This is a genomic window from Rothia sp. HMSC058E10, from assembly GCF_001809415.1.
In the GTDB taxonomy this organism is placed as follows: Bacteria; Actinomycetota; Actinomycetes; order Actinomycetales; family Micrococcaceae; genus Rothia; species Rothia dentocariosa.
The window spans coordinates 32,589-48,544 of the sequence record NZ_KV797632.1; the positions used below are offsets into that span (position 1 = coordinate 32,589).

Sequence of the window (15,956 nt, forward strand, 5' to 3'; positions counted from 1 at the left end):
GTATGCGGGTCAGTACAGTATTGATGGTGGATCGTGGCAGTTTTTCGGAACCGAGATCACCCGGGTCAGTGAGCCGGTGCTGGTGCGGGTGTGGGAGTCTGAGGTGCATTCGGTGGGCAAGACTTGTATTGAGGATCCGGGGGCGCGGGGGTGTCCGGGTCATGCGGAGGAGCCTGATGTTGGGAATCCGAATCCGCAGTTGCGTAAGGTGGATGTGTATACGGGTCAGCGGTGGCATTTGGATGATGTGGGGGTGGGGGATAGTGAGGGTCGGTTGCACCCGACCTGGCCCAACATGTAAAACCCAGAAGTTCACGAACAGAATAAATATCTTTCCGTGAGCTTCTGGGCGAACCCTTCAGGGCGTCCCAGAGGTAGATTCTCTATAACCATGTGACCATTGTCGCAATGGTATAAGAATAAAAGCAGGACGCCTTTACTTTAAAAATCTATTGAGAATTAGAAAAAGCTACAAACCGCGATATAGTGCGATTCTGCTGTGGCGGTAGGTGCACATTGTCTCTCATGTATATTCTTGCCAAGCGGCAATTTTTAAGAACCTCTTGATCGGCATACCATACCGAAAATTTCACCTATGTTTTTATTTAATATTATTTAACTGGTAATTTAACTCTATTGAACGCTTTACTCCGCTATTGCAAACTTCGTAAAGCTCCTAAATCTGAGGGGACTAATCTCAAATCCCAGCAGAGTATCACTGCTCCGTAGGCGGAATTAACCCTGTCGGAGTCTATCACTCACAACACAAACATAGCGGCTGAATTCAGCGCACCTTATTCAGCACATAGCGACAAGAAAATCGAGAACCGAGGACTATCTATGACCCGCATCAGAAAGATGCGTGCCGGAACCCTGGCCGCACTCACCGTACCCGCTATTGTGGGCGCTACCCTTACTGCACCCGCCCATGCAACCGTCGCATCCGGCACATACCGCAGCTACACCGCCCCGAACGGCCTTAACTCTCAGTACCACGTGTATGCAAACGGTATTGACTGGTCAAAGCCCGTGGGTGTGGTCTTCTACATTGACGGCGACTATTGGCGTAACGACCAGTCTAAGATTCACAGCCCCGAGCAGGGCATGCTCCCTGCTATGGGCCGTATCGCAAATTCCCGCAACATGGTTTTTGTACCCGTTGTGTCTCCAGATAAAAATGCATCCGGTAACGGCATTACCTGGTGGGAAAACCTTGACGCCAACGGTGACTATTTCCGCTCCTTTGCGCAGCAATTTATTTCGAGTAACGGCATCGACCCCTCACAGGTGTGGACGATGGGTTATTCTGGAGGCGCCGAGTTTATCACCTATGAACTGAATGCGGATCGTCAGGGCACATGGCGCTCTGGAGGCGGTTCTATCCTCGTTGCGGGCGGCGGTTATGAGCGCATGCAGACCGAGGCACCGCAGAACATTAAGAACCAGCCTATGTACTGGTGGGTTGGTGCCGCCGATACTTCTGGTACAACGAACCCTCCAACGTGGAGCGCCCGAGGTGCTGTTGAACAGGGCTACACTGCGTACCGCAACAGCGGCTTTACCAATACCCAGATGAAACTGATCCCAGGTTTTAGCCACCAAGATTATGACCTGCCGCTCATCATGGCGCAATCCCTCGATACAGGCGGTCACCGTTTTGGCGCAGGGTATAGCGACCTTCCGACCACGAATCCGTTCTACACAGAGATTAGTTGGAACTCGGATCGCCGCATTATGACCGGTTTTGCCGATCGTACTTTCCGTCCGTACAGCGCTGTAAATCGCGCCCAGGTGGCAACATATCTCTACCGTCTTGCGGGTAGCCCTGCCGTGGAGCTTCCCGCGACTTCTCCGTTCCCAGATGTTACGCCGAACCACCCGGCATATAAGGAAATCGTGTGGCTTAAACAGCAGGGAATTACGACCGGATGGTTCGACGGTACCTTCCGCCCACATGATGCTATCAGCCGTGAGGCACTGGCAGCGTTTTTCTACCGTTTCAACGGTTCTCCCGCGTATGCACCGGGTGCACAGCAGTTTGCTGATGTAAACCCCTCTACTATGTTCTATAAGGAAATCTCATGGATGGCAGATCAGGGTATTACTACTGGTTGGCCTGACAGCACTTTCCGACCTGGTGAAGCTACCTCACGTGAGGCTATGGCGGCGTTCTTGTACCGTGCCTCTAAACTCTAGAATCAGGTTTTCAGCATAGAACATAAAACGCAGAATGCTCCCCAACCTAAGGTTGGGGAGCATCTGCGTAATCTAACAGCCGATCAGGCTAAGACTATGCGTTCTTGTTCTTGAGAGCCGCAAGACGCGCATCAAGTTCAGACTGACGACCAAGCTCTTCAAGGTCATTGAACTGAGCGTCCAGGGAGGAAGCTGCAAGTTCCTGCTGACCCTGCACGCGAGCCTCTTCGCGGCGAACCTTCTCTTCAAAGCGTGAGACCTCGCTCGTGGGGTCCATAACATCGAATGCCTTGAGTGCATCATTCACCTGAGACTGAGCGGCAGCAGTCTTCTGGCGGGCGTTAAGCTCATCACGCTTGGACTTGAGCTCATCCAGCTTTGCACGCATTTTGGTAAGGCCGTCCTTGAGCTGCTCAACCACCTGGGTCTGCGATGCGATCTGCGGTTCTGCGGCCTTTGCCTCACGTTCAGCCTGCATCTGCTTGCCCAGAGCAATCTTTGCGAGATTATCGAACTTATCCGCGTTCGCGGTGTCGCCTGCAGCACGGAACTCATCGGCTTTATTGGAGGCAGCCAGAGCCTTAGAACCCCACTCATCGGCGTCGCGCAGGTCTTCGGCATGATCCTGCTCCAGAAGACGCAGGTTACCAATAGTCTGAGCCACAGCTGCTTCTGCTTCTACAATGTTATTTGTATAGTCACGAACCATCTGATCTAACATTTTCTGCGGGTCTTCTGCCGCATCAATGAGGGCGTTAATATTAGCCTTTGCTAGCTGTGCGATACGACCGAAAATGGACTGTTTTACCATGTTATTTCCTTTTCTTTCACGCGGCACCGGGAAGGAGCTTATTCGCACGTACAGCGCCGCAACTTTTCTTATTATCGTGGGTCAGCCTGAAAAATTACTGGGAAAATATCGCCTATAAGGTGACGAGTACAAGAACATGAGGTTAACGAGAACCCTAACACGTTTTTGACACACCTATGCTCTTGTAGGTTAGAAGCTGCCGCCGTCTCCACCTCCGAAGTCGCCGCCACCGCCTCCGAAATCCCAGCCTCCACCGGAGTCACCGCCGCCCCAGTGATGACCGGTGGATGCTGAAGCAGAGTGTGAGCCCATCGCGCTAAAAATAGCACCTAAGAGCATGCCTTGCGCCAGGGAATCGCCGCCGTAGCTTTGACCATAACGGTTATCATCCCAGTAATTGTTGACATCCTGATTTGCGGAGTTCTGCGCATCGCTCGCCAAAGAAATAGCTTCATATGCCCTGTTGAGCGAATTTACCGGGTCGGACTCCCGCAAACGGTGTGCATCGTTCAGGGCGGTTTGCGCCTCAGACAGATAGGTACGAGCTTGTGAACCGACACCGCGCCGACGGTTGTTAATGAAGTCCGATGCGCTGCGTACCTGAGCCTCTGCAGAACGTAAGGTACGAGACAGACTTTCTTTAGCCGCCTGCTCACGCTCACGGTCGGCGCGAAGCGATGACATGGAACGATTCAGCTCGCTTGTGAGCTGATGCAGCTGTTCCGTGAGGGCAATAGGATCATTCGGGCGTTCTTGTGCCTGTTGTGAAACCTGCCCAAGAATAGCCTCCATACCGGCTGCCGTCGCGGCGAGTTCGGCACGGTTCTGAGACTCCGCGAGACTCTTAGCCTCAGCCACGTCACGTTGAATACTCAGAATATCGGTACTAAGACTGGATTGTGCAGATTCTAAGGCTGATGCGTGATTGCTGACTGCTTCTGCCAGCGAGGTAATCTGAGCCGCAGATTCTTCGGCGTTGCGCAGATGCACAACAGCTTCGGACCGGGAAACATCCACTAGACGAGATGCCTCCTGAAGCTCCTGAGTCACCAGGCGTTGGTGTGAATCCAGCAGAGCTGCAGATTTACTGACCGGTTCCAACGCACTCGGCAAGTACTGGTCTTTGAGTCGCGCGTATGTATACTGCGCGGTTTCGACTATCTGCTGAAGTTCCGGTATACGCCCCTGGAGCCTAGCAATAGCCTGGGGAGCTTCGTGCTCAAGATTGCGCATTTCAGAGAGCTTCTGCGCCTGATCTCGGGAAATATCAGAAATCTCCTGAGAATTATCGATAATTTCGCTCAACCAAGCGCGCTGTTCCGCAACGGTGTCCGGAACATCATCATTGAGAAGTTTCTGGCGATGGAATGATGCCTGCATGAGCTCTTGGGCGCGCATTAGTTCCTCTTCAAAAGGCTTGACGTGTTCATTACCGTATTGGGCGCGGGCAAATTCAAGTTCCTGCTTCGACTGCACCATAGAATTATCTGCCTGAACAAGTGCGGCACCGGCACGGGTGCGCAGTTCCTCCAACGAAACTTCAGGTACTTTAGATGTTGAGTATGCAGGCGTACTTCCCGGCTCGTTTTTGGAGCGACGGCGTTTCATAATGTAGTACCCAGCGCCCGCTACACCCGCTACACCTAGGGCGCCGCCGCCTATAGCGACAGCGGGGCTAATGCCCCCTTTTTGAGCGTTAATACCGTTGACCGCCTCAAGAGCTGCACCTTTGTAATCCCCGCTTTGCAGTTTTGGCTTGATGTATTTTTGGTACACCTCCGACTGCTGATCAGAACTGAGCGCCTTATTACTCCCAGCGGCGAAGTAAGCACGGCGGCTTTCTGTCGCTATGACAAGAATGGCGTCCGCATTACCGTAGCTGTTCTTTTTCGCTGTCTCTTCAGTCCATGTCTTAGCCTCTTCGGGGCTCTCAAACTTATCAATAGTCAGCACATGCAGATCAATATTGTGGTTTTTAGAGAGTTCGCTGATTTTAGAGTTAAGTTCTGAGGTATCGCCCAAGACATTGGTCGTGTCTTGTACTCTACCTGTGATAGTCATGGGAGTTTGAGCTTGCGCGGTACTGATACCGGGCGTCAAGAACGAAGAGCCCGCCACCGGTAGCGCGACGGAAAGCATAGTGGTGCCAAAAGCTAAAGCACCTACGCTGAGGGCACGTCGGATGCGCCGAGAACCAAACGGACGGTCAGCATTCGTGATATTACTCAAAGGAAGACTCCCATTCTTTCGCATATGCCGCGCGGTGATTATCCACGGCGTGGGAGGAATAAACCCACACGTACTTCCATCTTACCGGTCACCAACCTGTCATGAGCGGTAGTCATCACAGAGCGTACATATCTGAAGAAATTCCGGACTAATTCTCAGGATACGATCGTCGACTGTTTACTCCAGGATTACCGCTTTTGTTCACGATGCGGTACTCATTGGATGAATAATATTGGCTAATTCAGATCGTAGCCGCGGTTCTTCATATATTCCGTATCCGTCACCATATGGTGCCCGGGACGATTCGGCATTTGATACTGCTGAGGAACTTGTACCTGCGAAGGATCGCGGAGCGGCAGGTCGTTCTGCCATTTTTGTAATTCTGCCGTTTTTCGACGGTTTTTACGTACGATGCGGATGATGAGGCCAGGAATTCCAAGCAGAATAAACAGGATAAAAACCAACACGCCTGCGGCAACAAGAAAATTTTCGAACCAGCCATCGGTTTCGGAAATATCGCTTAGCCCTTGGGGGATATTGCCGTCATTGCTCGTGGAGTAGTCATGATCCCCGATAAAAATATCAGTGAACATGCGCCCGGCGGTACCGTAAAGACCATGATCCGCGATAACACGCTTGATACTGCTGTTTTGGGAGCCCGAATTATCTTTAACGTACAGGGCGTGTGCCCATGCATCGCTCATAAAACTCTGGTCATTGCTGATAATAGTGCCTTGATTCTTAGACGTATCGATAAGCAAAACTACTGTGCGTGGGCGAGCATGGTTGAGACTCAGGAATTCTTGACCCCACTCCTTGAGCGGTTTGCCATTGGTCCCGGAGACCAACACCATATAGGCTTCTACCGAGTGAAGGGCATTACTGGTACTCAAACCTTCGGTGAGCTCGTCTTCAAGCCCATCCGATAGGGCATTAAGAGTTCCGTCCCGGTCAATAATAGGGGTTTGTGGATTTAGCGTGACCTCGAAAGGTGCTTGAGCGTGGGCCGCCGTCGGGTAAGCAATGAAACTAGCGCCGATACCTGCTAATGCGCATACGAAAGACAGCATGAGGGCAACCACAGTACGGGGCAGAGGTCTTTGAGGTAAATGGGGTCTAGATGTGGCACCATAAAAATTTTGGGAGACAGTGTTTCGGCGATGAATAGTCATACCAATAAACATACCCTGTTTTAGACCGGCTTAAGGGAATTTTTCTGAAGAAATATCACCTTGCGATATGACTCAGCTGCACCACGAGTTGTTAGAGACTCTACGAAGCTTAAGAAAAGGTGACGTTACCCCACTTAGTAGACGGCACTTCTTAACTTGTATTACGAGCTTTCGTCGTTGGTGCGTGTAATACTAAGATCTTCGTGATTTTTATAAGCTGGTCGCCGAGCTAAGTTGCTGCTCAAACGCAGAAGAACAAGACTGAGCACGTGCCAAACGACGATGCACTATGCCTGCACAGCACGCTACCAGACCGGTACCTAAGCCAAGAATAACGGCCAGCACGGTACAAATAATGAGTGCTGTCAGCATGTCTGTTCCTTTCTTGATGCGATCTCGTTAAACCTTAGAGCCCGTCTTTAAGCGTAGGCTGTGAAATTGACTCTGGAAGGCTGTACCTCTTGAAATATGTTTGTGGAGTTACCCCGGAATTTGAGGGTTCTCAGCAAACTCCCAGGAAATTCCGGGTGCAACCTCAGAGAAAACGGAGGTATAAAACAAGAACTGCGTTTACAGTAGAAAAAGACGCGTGCCTGTTGGCGCTGTCGCCAATATGGTTATTTAGATATCACCTAAGATTTATTGAGAGCCCCTCAAGGAGAGACCACAATGACCCAATACCCTGGTGGCTGGAACCAAGATTCTGGCGCTAACGGTTATAATGATGCAACCCGTCCGATGCAGCAGTCTGCACCCGGATCCTATGCTCAACAGGACTACCAGAATACGGGTTATCAACAGCAGGGCTACCAGCAAAATTACCAAACTTCCGGGTATCAACAGAGTTCCCAGAACCCCCAGAATGGATATCAGAACCAGTACTCCGGGCAGGGGCAGAATCCTCAGCAAGAGCCCAAGAAGAAATATGGAACCGGTGTCGTACTTACCGCTGCTCTGCTTGCAGCCCTTGTGGGCGGCGGCGTAGGTGCTGGTGTTGGAGGCGGTATTGCCGCATCTACAAGCAGCAATAGTTCATCCGTCACCGGCAGAAATGCTGGAGGCAGCGCAACAAATCCCACAGTCGTAACCGATACAGCTAAGAAGGTGCTTCCTTCGACCGTCACTGTAGGATCAAAGCTGACCGACGGCAACGGTGTTGGTACAGGTGAAGTTCTCGATAACCAGGGACATATTCTCACCAATAATCACGTAGTCTCTACAAACGGTACTCAGCAGTCCTCTAGAGTCGAGGTGCGTTTGCATGACGGAAGTATTCGTGTGGCAAAGATCGTGGGTACCGATGTAACCTCGGATCTTGCGGTCATTAAGATTGACCCCAGTGGGCTAGACCTTAAACCCATTACCTTTGGCGACTCCTCGAAAGTTGTTCCTGGCGAAACCGTGGTGGCGCTTGGTTCGCCACATAACCTGCAGGATACCGTGACTGCGGGCGTTATCTCTAACACCGACCGTGCCGCAGAAGCAGAAAAAGACGGTGTATACATTCCCATGATTCAGACCGATGCGCCAGTGAACCACGGTAACTCGGGTGGTCCTTTGGTGAACTCCAGCGGGGCGCTCGTAGGCATCAACTCTCAGATCGAGTCTGAAGGCGGCGGCAATGAGGGCATCGCGTACGCCATTCCCTCGAACTACGCTAAGCGTATTTCTGACGAAATTATTAGCAAAGGCAAAGCAACCCATGGGTACCTAGGCGCGAATATTGAAAGCGCCCCTGGGCAGACCAACGAGGGAGAATCTCGGTTCTTCCCGGATGGTGTGCGGGTCACCAATATCTCTAGCGGAAGCCCTGCAGAAAAGGCTGGTCTGCAGAAGGGAGATGTTATCGTCGAGGCGGATGGCCACCGCATCGAACAGAGTAAGACCCTCAACGGCGTGGTGCGTGCACAAGCAGCAGGTGCCACAGTGGATATGAAGATTAAACGGGGGTCAGAGACAAAGAACATCAAGGTGACGCTCGGCGACGCCGATAATCAGCATTAACAGAGCTATAAAACTGCCCGAGGCGGCGTTTCACATGAAGAAACGCCGCCTCTCCTTTGCCTGCTGTGTTCAGGAATATACCGCTCTCATATCCGGGTTTTCCTGACTGAAGATTTCACGGCAAGGTAGAATATAGCCAAACCTAACTAAACCCCACAGACGCGCCGCACACACATGAGGCGCAGGAGGATGAGCGTGAGCGAAAACGCATATCGCATCGCCGTACTGACCAAGTACGTGCCAGACACCCAATTTGAACAAAAACTTGACGATACCTTGCGGGTAGACCGCAGCGAATCAGTGATGAGTGAGCTTGACGAATACGCTGTGGAAGCCGCCATGCAGATTGTCGAAGCGGAAGATACCGATGCAGCGAATTCTGCAGTTATCGCCTTTACGTTAGGCGCAGCAGATGCCTCTAAGGGGCTGCGCCGTGCGCTGCAGCTGGGTGCACACGAAGGCGTACACATTCTCGACGATGCTTTCGCAGGGGCTGATGCTCTGGCGACCTCACGCATCATAGCCGCTGCACTCTCCACCTATGAGCAGGAACACGGCACCTTCGACCTGATTCTGACGGGTATGGCATCAACCGAAGGTGAGACTTCGTTGGTGCCCGTTCAGGTGAGCGAACTTTTGGGGCGCACCGGAATCTCTCAAGTAGCGTCGCTGACCGTTGCGGGCCGAACTGTTAGGGCACGCCGGGATCTGGATACTCGCTCGCAGCATTGTGAAACTGAATTGCCCGCTTTGATTTCTGTGACCGACCAGGTGAACACTCCGCGATACCCCAACTTTAAGGCGCTGATGGCAGCAAAAAAGAAGCCTATTACGACCGTGAACACAGCGGATATTGCGGATGAGCTTGCTAAGTTCGGCGGCAACGCATCGACCGTTACCGTGACCGAAGCGCAGGCGCGGGAAGAACGCACCGCAGGTGAAACCATCGTGGATGAAGGCGACGGCGGCATACAGCTGGTCGAATTCTTGGCATCCCGAAACCTCATTTAACCAGTACAGGAGATAACGATGACGACTGCATACCGTGTGCTGGTTATAGGCGGCACAACGAACTTTGCGACCGAACCTAGCAGTGTGGACCGAGAACTTTTAGCGTTGGCACGACTGCGAGCTGGTGTTGGACAGGGCGGAACTCAACTGGGAGTAATGACGTTCGCCCAAGGCTCCGCTGATATTGCGCAGTTTTACGCTAAACAGGGCGCGGCACGTGTCTTTGCCCCAGCGCAATCCATGACAGATACTTTGCCTGCTGCCCGCGTGGAACTCGCCGTACAGGCTATTACTGAGTTTGGTCCTGATGTGGTTCTTGCCCCGCATGATATTGACTCGATTGAGCTTCTGGGGCGCGTGGCCGTGCGCCTCGGGAATTCCGAGGCGGGATCTCGTCCCGTAGGCGTTGTGACGGGCGCTCATGAAGTGGATGATGCGCTCAATATTCATAAGAACGTTTTGGCGGGGGAGTACGACAGCACCGTGCGGGTTGAGGGTCTGCCGTTGGTAACCCTACGCCCCAACTCGGTAGATACGGCGGAGGCGCCCGCTGCGATGGGGGAGGGCGTACTCACCACCTATACTCTGCCCGAGTACGAGACGGTGCGCATCACCGAGGTGACCGAGAAGCCTACATCTGCTCGCCCCAACCTTGAAGAAGCAGCTATTGTTGTAGCTGCTGGCCGCGGTATCGGCGGCAAGTTAGCCCCCATTGAGGATCTGGCGGATGCGCTCGGCGCCGCGATCGGTTCGACCCGCGCCGTCACAGACGCAGGATGGCTGGATCACTCTACTCAGATTGGGCAAACCGGCAAGAGCGTTTCTCCCGAACTATACGTTTCCGTGGGTATTTCGGGGGCTCTTCAACAGAAGGTCGGCATGGATACTTCAAAGACTATTGTCGCCATCAACAAGGACGCGGACGCGCCCATATTCGAGATTGCCGACTTCGGCGTCATTGGGGATCTTTTCACTGTCATCCCGCAGGCTGTTGAAGAAATTAAGAGGCGCCGCAACGCCTAGTTTCTAACAGGTCAGCGTCCTGAAAACCTAGACTAGGTTTTCAGGACGCTTTCACAAGATTAGACTATGTACCCAAGATTTTACGTACCCGCTCACGCAGATCGGGTATATTCTCGGCCTCAAACCAGGGATTACGCTTGCGCCAGCCAATATTGAGCGGAGAAGGGTGCACCAGAGGCACAAAACCCGGCAGATAATCCTCTGCGTGTGCCACCGTTTCCGTAAGGCTGCTGCGAAGCCGCGGAGCAGAAACTCCATCAAGATAGTACTTTTGCGCATAAGCGCCTACCAAAATGGTTAATTGTGCATGCGGCATCATGGCGCGCAGCTGCGGATGCCAACGCGGCGCAAAATCCTTACGCGGTGGTAAATCACCGTGCTTACCTTTTCCCGGATAATAAAAATCCATCGGCATCAGGGCAAACAGCTCTGGGTTATAAAACTCATCATCGCTTACGCCCAACCATGTACGAAGTAACCGACCACTCACATCATTCCATGGAATACGAGTCTCTTGTGCAATACGCCCGGGTGCCTGGCCCACCAGAATAATGCGTGATCGGGCGCTCGCCGAATATACGGGTTCCCAGCCGCGTGACGTGTACTCGGCGTTCATCGGATCGGAGTCTATATCCTCAAAAAGCAGAGGAACCTGGCGGTTGGCACACATACAACTAAATCTTTCCTCCCGTGAATCCGCGTTGGCGCCATGCCTCAAAAATTGCGATGGACGCGGAGTTCGCTAGATTAAGAGAGCGGCGCCCAGGAATCATGGGGATTTTTACGCGTTCTGTAATATGCTCATCCTGCTGTACATCGGCTGGTAAGCCCACGGACTCCGGACCAAACATAAGCACATCGCCATCACGATATTCAAGATCTGCATACGAGGTTGCTGCCGTGGTGGTAAAGGCGAAAACACGCGCAGGCATCATGGCTTTCCAAGCATCCTGCAGGGTCTTATGAACCGTTACGACCGCAAGATCGTGATAATCCAGCCCGGCACGGCGCAGATGCGCATCTTCAAAATTGAATCCTAGAGGCTCGACGAGGTGAAGTTCAGCCCCGGTTACTGCGGCCAGACGAATGGCGTTACCCGTATTCCCCGGAATTTCGGGGGTATAGAAAAGAATCTTGAACACGTACCCCAGTGTACCGCGCATGTTTCCACCGAACGTGACTCTTCGCAGGTTTAGCCTGCGGCGCATTTATGACGAATTCCTCCCGAAAGTTCGAGGAACAACGATAGAATAAGGGCAATACGCCAGAGGAGGAAATAGTGAACCGGGTCTACCTAGATCACGCAGCGACTACCGATGTCCTGCCAGCTGCTATAGACGCAATGGTACAGCAGATGCGTGCGGGCGGTAACCCCTCCTCGCTGCACGCTACCGGACGCGATGCCCGTGCCACCGTTGAATATGCCCGCGAACGTATCGCCCGAGCTGTAGGATGCGATGCCGCCGAGGTTATTTTTACTTCTGGAGGAACAGAGGCAGACAACCTTGCGGTTAAGGGGATGTACTGGAAACGCAGGGAAGCAGACCCGGTGCGACGGCGTATCCTAGTATCAAGTATTGAGCATCATGCGGTGGAAGAAACCTGTGAATGGCTGCAGAAGACCGAGAGCGCGGTTATCGACTGGATTCCAGTGGATTCGCAGGGGCTGGTAGACCCCGAAAGCGTGCGGGAACTGATAGCCCAAAACCCTGCGGATGTTGCGTTAGTTACCGTTATGTGGGCAAATAATGAAGTTGGCACTGTACAGCCCATTCAAGATATTGCCGCCATAGCCTCTGAATACGGTATTCCCATGCATACGGATGCGGTGCAGGCTTTCGGCGCGGTGCCCGTTAACTTCCGTAACAGCGGGGTTGATACGATGGCGATTTCCGGGCATAAAATTGGCGGTCCCATGGGCATCGGCGCGCTTATCGCCACACGAGCAGCGCAGCTCACCCCGGTTTTGCACGGGGGTGGGCAAGAGCGTTCTGTGCGTTCCGGCACTATAGATGCCCCCGCGATCGCGGGATTTGCCGAGGCCGCCGCGCATGCGATTGAGCATCTTGAAGAAGAATCCATCCGTATTGCAGCACTTCGCAATGAGCTAATAGCGGCGGTACAGGCGGTTATTCCACAAGCTCACCTGAGCGGCATCGACCCAACAACCGAGGCCTTTCCTGGTGAAAAAAGGCTGCCTGCGAATGCTCACTTTACTTTTGAAGGCGCAGAAGGAGACACCATCCTCTTTCTGCTCGACATGCAGGGGATTCAAACCTCAACCGGTTCGGCCTGTAACGCGGGAGTAACAAGACCATCCCATGTGCTTCTTGCCATGGGTCTGGACGAAGACACCGCCCGCAGTGCGCAACGATTTACTCTTGGGCATTCCAGCACCGGCGAAGACATTGCTCGGTTGCTCGCGGCCCTGCCCGAAGCCTATGCACAGGCGGCAAAAGCGGGTCTTTCCTCACATCTGCCTGACGCTCAACGCTGGTACGGCGGATAATTGCGGCGAACCTGCGCACATGCAATAAGAAGCGTACAATAGAACCTCATATTTATTCTCACCACGAAACTGTACCCAACGTTTATAAGGAAACTCTGTGAAGATTTTGGCTGCTATGAGTGGCGGCGTCGATTCAGCTGTTGCTGCCGCCCGTGCCGTTGAGGCGGGGCATGAGGTGGTTGGTGTGCATTTGGCGCTTTCTCGTATGCCCGGAACGCTCCGCACCGGTTCTCGTGGGTGCTGCACCCTTGAAGATTCTATGGATGCGCGCCGCGTATGCGCCCAGTTGGGCATCCCCTTCTTCGTGTGGGACTTCTCGGAGCGTTTCAAGGAAGATGTGGTCGATGACTTTATCGCCGAATACGAAGCGGGACGAACCCCCAACCCCTGCATGCGCTGTAACGAGAAAATCAAATTTGCTGCGCTTTTGGAACGTGCCGTCTCCCTAGGGTTTGATGCGGTAGTCACCGGTCATTACGCCCGCGTTATCACCAATGACGACGGTAACCGAGAACTGCATCGAGCCGCCGACTGGGCAAAAGATCAGTCCTATGTGTTGGGCGTCCTTACCCACGAACAGCTCAAACACGCCTGGTTTCCTCTAGCAACCACGCCTTCGAAGGCGGAGGTTCGCGCGGAGGCCGAACGGCGTGGTTTTTCGGTTGCCAAGAAACCGGACTCTTACGATATTTGCTTTATTCCCGAGGGTAATACCCGTGCCTGGCTAGGCGAGCACATTCAAATGCGCCCCGGCACGATTAAAGATACCTCCGGCAATGTGGTGGGGGAACACCCTGGTGCTCAAGGATTTACGGTTGGGCAGCGTAAGGGACTAGCCTTAGGAACTCCGGCGCCTGACGGGAAGCCCCGTTTTGTTCTCGAAATCCGACCAAAAACGAATGAAGTTATTGTCGGTTCTCGTGAGTTGCTTTCTATCGATGAAATCCGCGGAATTCGGGCCACCTGGGCTGGAATTCCCGTTCCGGAAGCAGAACATTTTCTTGCTCAGGAACCAAAACTCGGCGCGCGTAGCGAGACCTTTGATGTTACCGCCCAAGTGCGTGCACATGCAGACCCGGTGCGCGGTACCGCGCATCTTGAATGGGCAGAAGATACCGATGCCGAAACCTCCGGAAAACTTCGTGTAGAGACCGTGGTGCGTCTACACGATGGGCTCTTTGGCGTAGCACCCGGGCAAACTATGGTGCTTTACCAGGGCACACGAGTTTTAGGACAGTCCACTATAGCCCGTGCTTACTCACTCGCTCGTGAAGACCTTGATGATCTTCGTGAAAACGCAGCCGTGTAATGCTCGTACCCCTAAGGACCTATAATGACCCAGCAAGAATTTGATCCGCGTGCCACCTCCATGGGAGACGAAGTTTCCGCCGAGGTTTACGAAGAACTCTTCGCGATGCGGCGCTCTATTGATAATTTCGATGCCGCGTTGGTTCATATTCTTGCGGAGCGTTTTCGAGCCACCCAGCGCGTTGGGGTTCTTAAAGCACAGCATAACCTGCCTGCGGGTGATCCGGGAAGAGAAGAAGCCCAGATAGCTCGTCTGAGGGCTATGGCGAAAGAGTCTAGTCTCGATCCCGAATTTGCGGAGAAATTTTTGAACTTCATTATTTCCGAGGTTATTCGACACCACGAAAAAATAGCGCACGAGCATAAGGACGAGCTGGCTCAAAACGATGATTCTCTCGACCGTCAGACGGATTAGATGCTAGCGTAGATTTGATGACCTCGTTCTCTACCAGATTTGCGGACGAAAACACCCGAAAACAGTATGTGCCCGAGCGCCTGCTGCTACCGGGTGATTATCGTGCACCCGAACGTGAGTTCGCTACCGAGCTTGCTGAGCGCGATACTGTTGCGGTACGAGCCAGCGGACTAGGCGAATTCCCCGGCACGCAGATAATAGATGCCCTGCATCGTGTGCGCGGTGAGTTGGGGCATCCGCATCTTCCATTCTTACCGGAGCTTCCAGAGCGTGGCTGGCAGAGCACTACTCTTGCTCGCACCATTGCCACACTCTCTGGAATGGAACTTGAAGGCGCGTCCTATGGATGGCGATTAGTTCACGCTAGAGGCGGCGGTACCCGCGAAAGTGCGCGTGCGCGATCCCGTTATGTCTCAGATATTAACGCACTCGCCGATGTCGTAGGCGGTGAGTCTTCTGGAGCTTCAGTGCCTGAGGACGCTGCTCCCAGTTTCAAAATTCAGCTGTGCGGACCATATACCCTTGCTGCGCGGGTCTATGTGCCTAATGGCGAGCGTGCCATCAGTGATGCGGGGGCGACACGCGATATACGGGATGCCTTCCTAGAAGGGCTAGGGGAGAGCCTCTCTCTTATTCGCCAAGCCCTCGATCAGCCCGAAGCCCGTCTTACGGTACAACTGGACGAGCCGGAACTTGGGCGCATTATTTCGGGTACTATCCCTACGGTGAGTGGTTTTCGCACTATCCCAGCGGTACCGGTTAGCGAAATCTACGAAAGTTACCGTATCTGCGCCAATACTTTTGCCGAACTTACCATAACGCCTATGCTGAACCTCACCAAGGTTCCTTTGACGTATCCTGATGATCGCACGTCGAACCTCAGCTCTGTGGCAGATGCTTGCGCTATAGCCCGTGCGTTTTCAACGGCAGATAATCCTGCCGAACTGCTTTTTGACCCGGACGAGGTAAACCAGAACCTCGTTCAGGCACAGCCTCTTAGCGACCCGCATCGCTGGGAAATAGCGGCGGCCGTACTAGAATCCGGAGCAAGGCTTTGGCTGCCTATCGTAGAATCGGATGCTATACCGCAGCAAGCACAGAGATTGTGGAGACTGTGGAATGATGTTGGACTGCAGAGAGCCGAGATACGTTTGGTTGGGCTAACACATCGTGCAAATACTACACATATAAACCCGCATGAGGCCACACTTCAGATGGCGAGAACCACAGAGTATGCTCGAATAGTCGCAGAAATGGTGGCTGAGGGCTTAGGATAAT

14 protein-coding genes and 1 pseudogene are annotated in these 15,956 nt (G+C 53.1%); 9 read left to right on the forward strand and 6 right to left on the reverse strand.

Annotation, left to right across the window (positions count from 1 at the left end):
• Both HMPREF2609_RS11155 and HMPREF2609_RS06465 read left to right on the forward strand, forming a co-directional pair.
• Nucleotides 1–301: pseudogene (locus tag HMPREF2609_RS11155) on the forward strand (hypothetical protein); the annotation flags it as partial.
• Between the two features lie 539 nt (nt 302–840).
• Nucleotides 841–2,196 (forward strand): S-layer homology domain-containing protein, encoded by a 1,356-nt coding sequence (locus HMPREF2609_RS06465; protein ID WP_048755166.1) that lies wholly within the window; start codon nt 841–843, stop codon nt 2,194–2,196.
• A 94-nt stretch (nt 2,197–2,290) separates the two neighbouring features.
• Here HMPREF2609_RS06465 and HMPREF2609_RS06470 read toward each other — a convergent pair whose 3' ends face one another.
• From HMPREF2609_RS06470 to HMPREF2609_RS10950, 4 genes are all read right to left on the reverse strand, one after another.
• Nucleotides 2,291–3,007 (reverse strand): PspA/IM30 family protein, encoded by a 717-nt coding sequence (locus HMPREF2609_RS06470; protein ID WP_013397437.1) that lies wholly within the window; start codon nt 3,005–3,007, stop codon nt 2,291–2,293.
• Nucleotides 3,008–3,196: 189 nt separating this feature from the next.
• Entirely contained in the window at nt 3,197–5,236 is a 2,040-nt protein-coding gene (locus HMPREF2609_RS06475; RefSeq protein ID WP_048755167.1) for a TPM domain-containing protein, read from the reverse strand.
• Between the two features lie 236 nt (nt 5,237–5,472).
• Nucleotides 5,473–6,306, reverse strand: a complete 834-nt coding sequence (locus tag HMPREF2609_RS06480) for a hypothetical protein (protein WP_246825605.1) — start codon at nt 6,304–6,306, stop codon at nt 5,473–5,475.
• 312 nt (nt 6,307–6,618) lie between these two features.
• The gene (locus HMPREF2609_RS10950) at nt 6,619–6,780 is read right to left on the reverse strand and encodes a hypothetical protein (RefSeq protein WP_168162157.1); all 162 of its coding nucleotides are present in this window, start codon (nt 6,778–6,780) and stop codon (nt 6,619–6,621) included.
• Between the two features lie 297 nt (nt 6,781–7,077).
• Between HMPREF2609_RS10950 and HMPREF2609_RS06485 the strand changes: the two genes are divergently transcribed.
• From HMPREF2609_RS06485 to HMPREF2609_RS06495, 3 genes are all read left to right on the forward strand, one after another.
• The gene (locus HMPREF2609_RS06485) at nt 7,078–8,412 is read left to right on the forward strand and encodes a S1C family serine protease (RefSeq protein WP_048753702.1); all 1,335 of its coding nucleotides are present in this window, start codon (nt 7,078–7,080) and stop codon (nt 8,410–8,412) included.
• Between the two features lie 189 nt (nt 8,413–8,601).
• Complete coding sequence (locus HMPREF2609_RS06490) at nt 8,602–9,423, forward strand: electron transfer flavoprotein subunit beta/FixA family protein (RefSeq protein ID WP_070535913.1); 822 nt, start codon at nt 8,602–8,604, stop codon at nt 9,421–9,423.
• Between the two features lie 18 nt (nt 9,424–9,441).
• Entirely contained in the window at nt 9,442–10,446 is a 1,005-nt protein-coding gene (locus HMPREF2609_RS06495) for an electron transfer flavoprotein subunit alpha/FixB family protein (protein ID WP_070535916.1), read from the forward strand.
• 64 nt (nt 10,447–10,510) lie between these two features.
• On the opposite strand, the gene HMPREF2609_RS06500 is transcribed toward HMPREF2609_RS06495, so the two are convergent.
• Both HMPREF2609_RS06500 and HMPREF2609_RS06505 read right to left on the reverse strand, forming a co-directional pair.
• The gene (locus HMPREF2609_RS06500; protein WP_070535919.1) at nt 10,511–11,116 is read right to left on the reverse strand and encodes a uracil-DNA glycosylase family protein; all 606 of its coding nucleotides are present in this window, start codon (nt 11,114–11,116) and stop codon (nt 10,511–10,513) included.
• Nucleotides 11,117–11,120: 4 nt separating this feature from the next.
• Nucleotides 11,121–11,588 (reverse strand): tRNA (cytidine(34)-2'-O)-methyltransferase, encoded by a 468-nt coding sequence (locus tag HMPREF2609_RS06505; protein WP_070536118.1) that lies wholly within the window; start codon nt 11,586–11,588, stop codon nt 11,121–11,123.
• Nucleotides 11,589–11,725: 137 nt separating this feature from the next.
• On the opposite strand from HMPREF2609_RS06505, the gene HMPREF2609_RS06510 reads away from it, so the two are divergent.
• From HMPREF2609_RS06510 to HMPREF2609_RS06525, 4 genes are all read left to right on the forward strand, one after another.
• The gene (locus HMPREF2609_RS06510; protein ID WP_070448581.1) at nt 11,726–12,955 is read left to right on the forward strand and encodes a cysteine desulfurase family protein; all 1,230 of its coding nucleotides are present in this window, start codon (nt 11,726–11,728) and stop codon (nt 12,953–12,955) included.
• Between the two features lie 97 nt (nt 12,956–13,052).
• Complete coding sequence (gene mnmA / locus HMPREF2609_RS06515) at nt 13,053–14,264, forward strand: tRNA 2-thiouridine(34) synthase MnmA (protein ID WP_070448580.1); 1,212 nt, start codon at nt 13,053–13,055, stop codon at nt 14,262–14,264.
• 24 nt (nt 14,265–14,288) lie between these two features.
• Nucleotides 14,289–14,678, forward strand: coding sequence for a chorismate mutase (locus HMPREF2609_RS06520; protein WP_004005049.1), 390 nt, complete (start codon nt 14,289–14,291; stop codon nt 14,676–14,678).
• 17 nt (nt 14,679–14,695) lie between these two features.
• Complete coding sequence (locus HMPREF2609_RS06525) at nt 14,696–15,955, forward strand: uroporphyrinogen decarboxylase/cobalamine-independent methonine synthase family protein (protein WP_070535922.1); 1,260 nt, start codon at nt 14,696–14,698, stop codon at nt 15,953–15,955.
• Nucleotide 15,956: the final 1 nt, after the last annotated feature.

Bases quoted from the DNA above. Each gene is read 5' to 3' on its own strand.
- HMPREF2609_RS06465 (WP_048755166.1), top strand. From the start codon at position 841: ATGACCCGCATCAGAAAGATGCGTGCCGGAACCCTGGCCGCACTCACC.
- HMPREF2609_RS06470 (WP_013397437.1), bottom strand. From the start codon at position 3,007: ATGGTAAAACAGTCCATTTTCGGTCGTATCGCACAGCTAGCAAAGGCT.
- HMPREF2609_RS06480 (WP_246825605.1), bottom strand. From the start codon at position 6,306: ATGCTGTCTTTCGTATGCGCATTAGCAGGTATCGGCGCTAGTTTCATT.
- HMPREF2609_RS10950 (WP_168162157.1), bottom strand. From the start codon at position 6,780: ATGCTGACAGCACTCATTATTTGTACCGTGCTGGCCGTTATTCTTGGC.
- HMPREF2609_RS06485 (WP_048753702.1), top strand. From the start codon at position 7,078: ATGACCCAATACCCTGGTGGCTGGAACCAAGATTCTGGCGCTAACGGT.
- HMPREF2609_RS06490 (WP_070535913.1), top strand. From the start codon at position 8,602: ATGAGCGTGAGCGAAAACGCATATCGCATCGCCGTACTGACCAAGTAC.
- HMPREF2609_RS06495 (WP_070535916.1), top strand. From the start codon at position 9,442: ATGACGACTGCATACCGTGTGCTGGTTATAGGCGGCACAACGAACTTT.
- HMPREF2609_RS06500 (WP_070535919.1), bottom strand. From the start codon at position 11,116: ATGTGTGCCAACCGCCAGGTTCCTCTGCTTTTTGAGGATATAGACTCC.
- HMPREF2609_RS06520 (WP_004005049.1), top strand. From the start codon at position 14,289: ATGACCCAGCAAGAATTTGATCCGCGTGCCACCTCCATGGGAGACGAA.
- HMPREF2609_RS06525 (WP_070535922.1), top strand. From the start codon at position 14,696: ATGACCTCGTTCTCTACCAGATTTGCGGACGAAAACACCCGAAAACAG.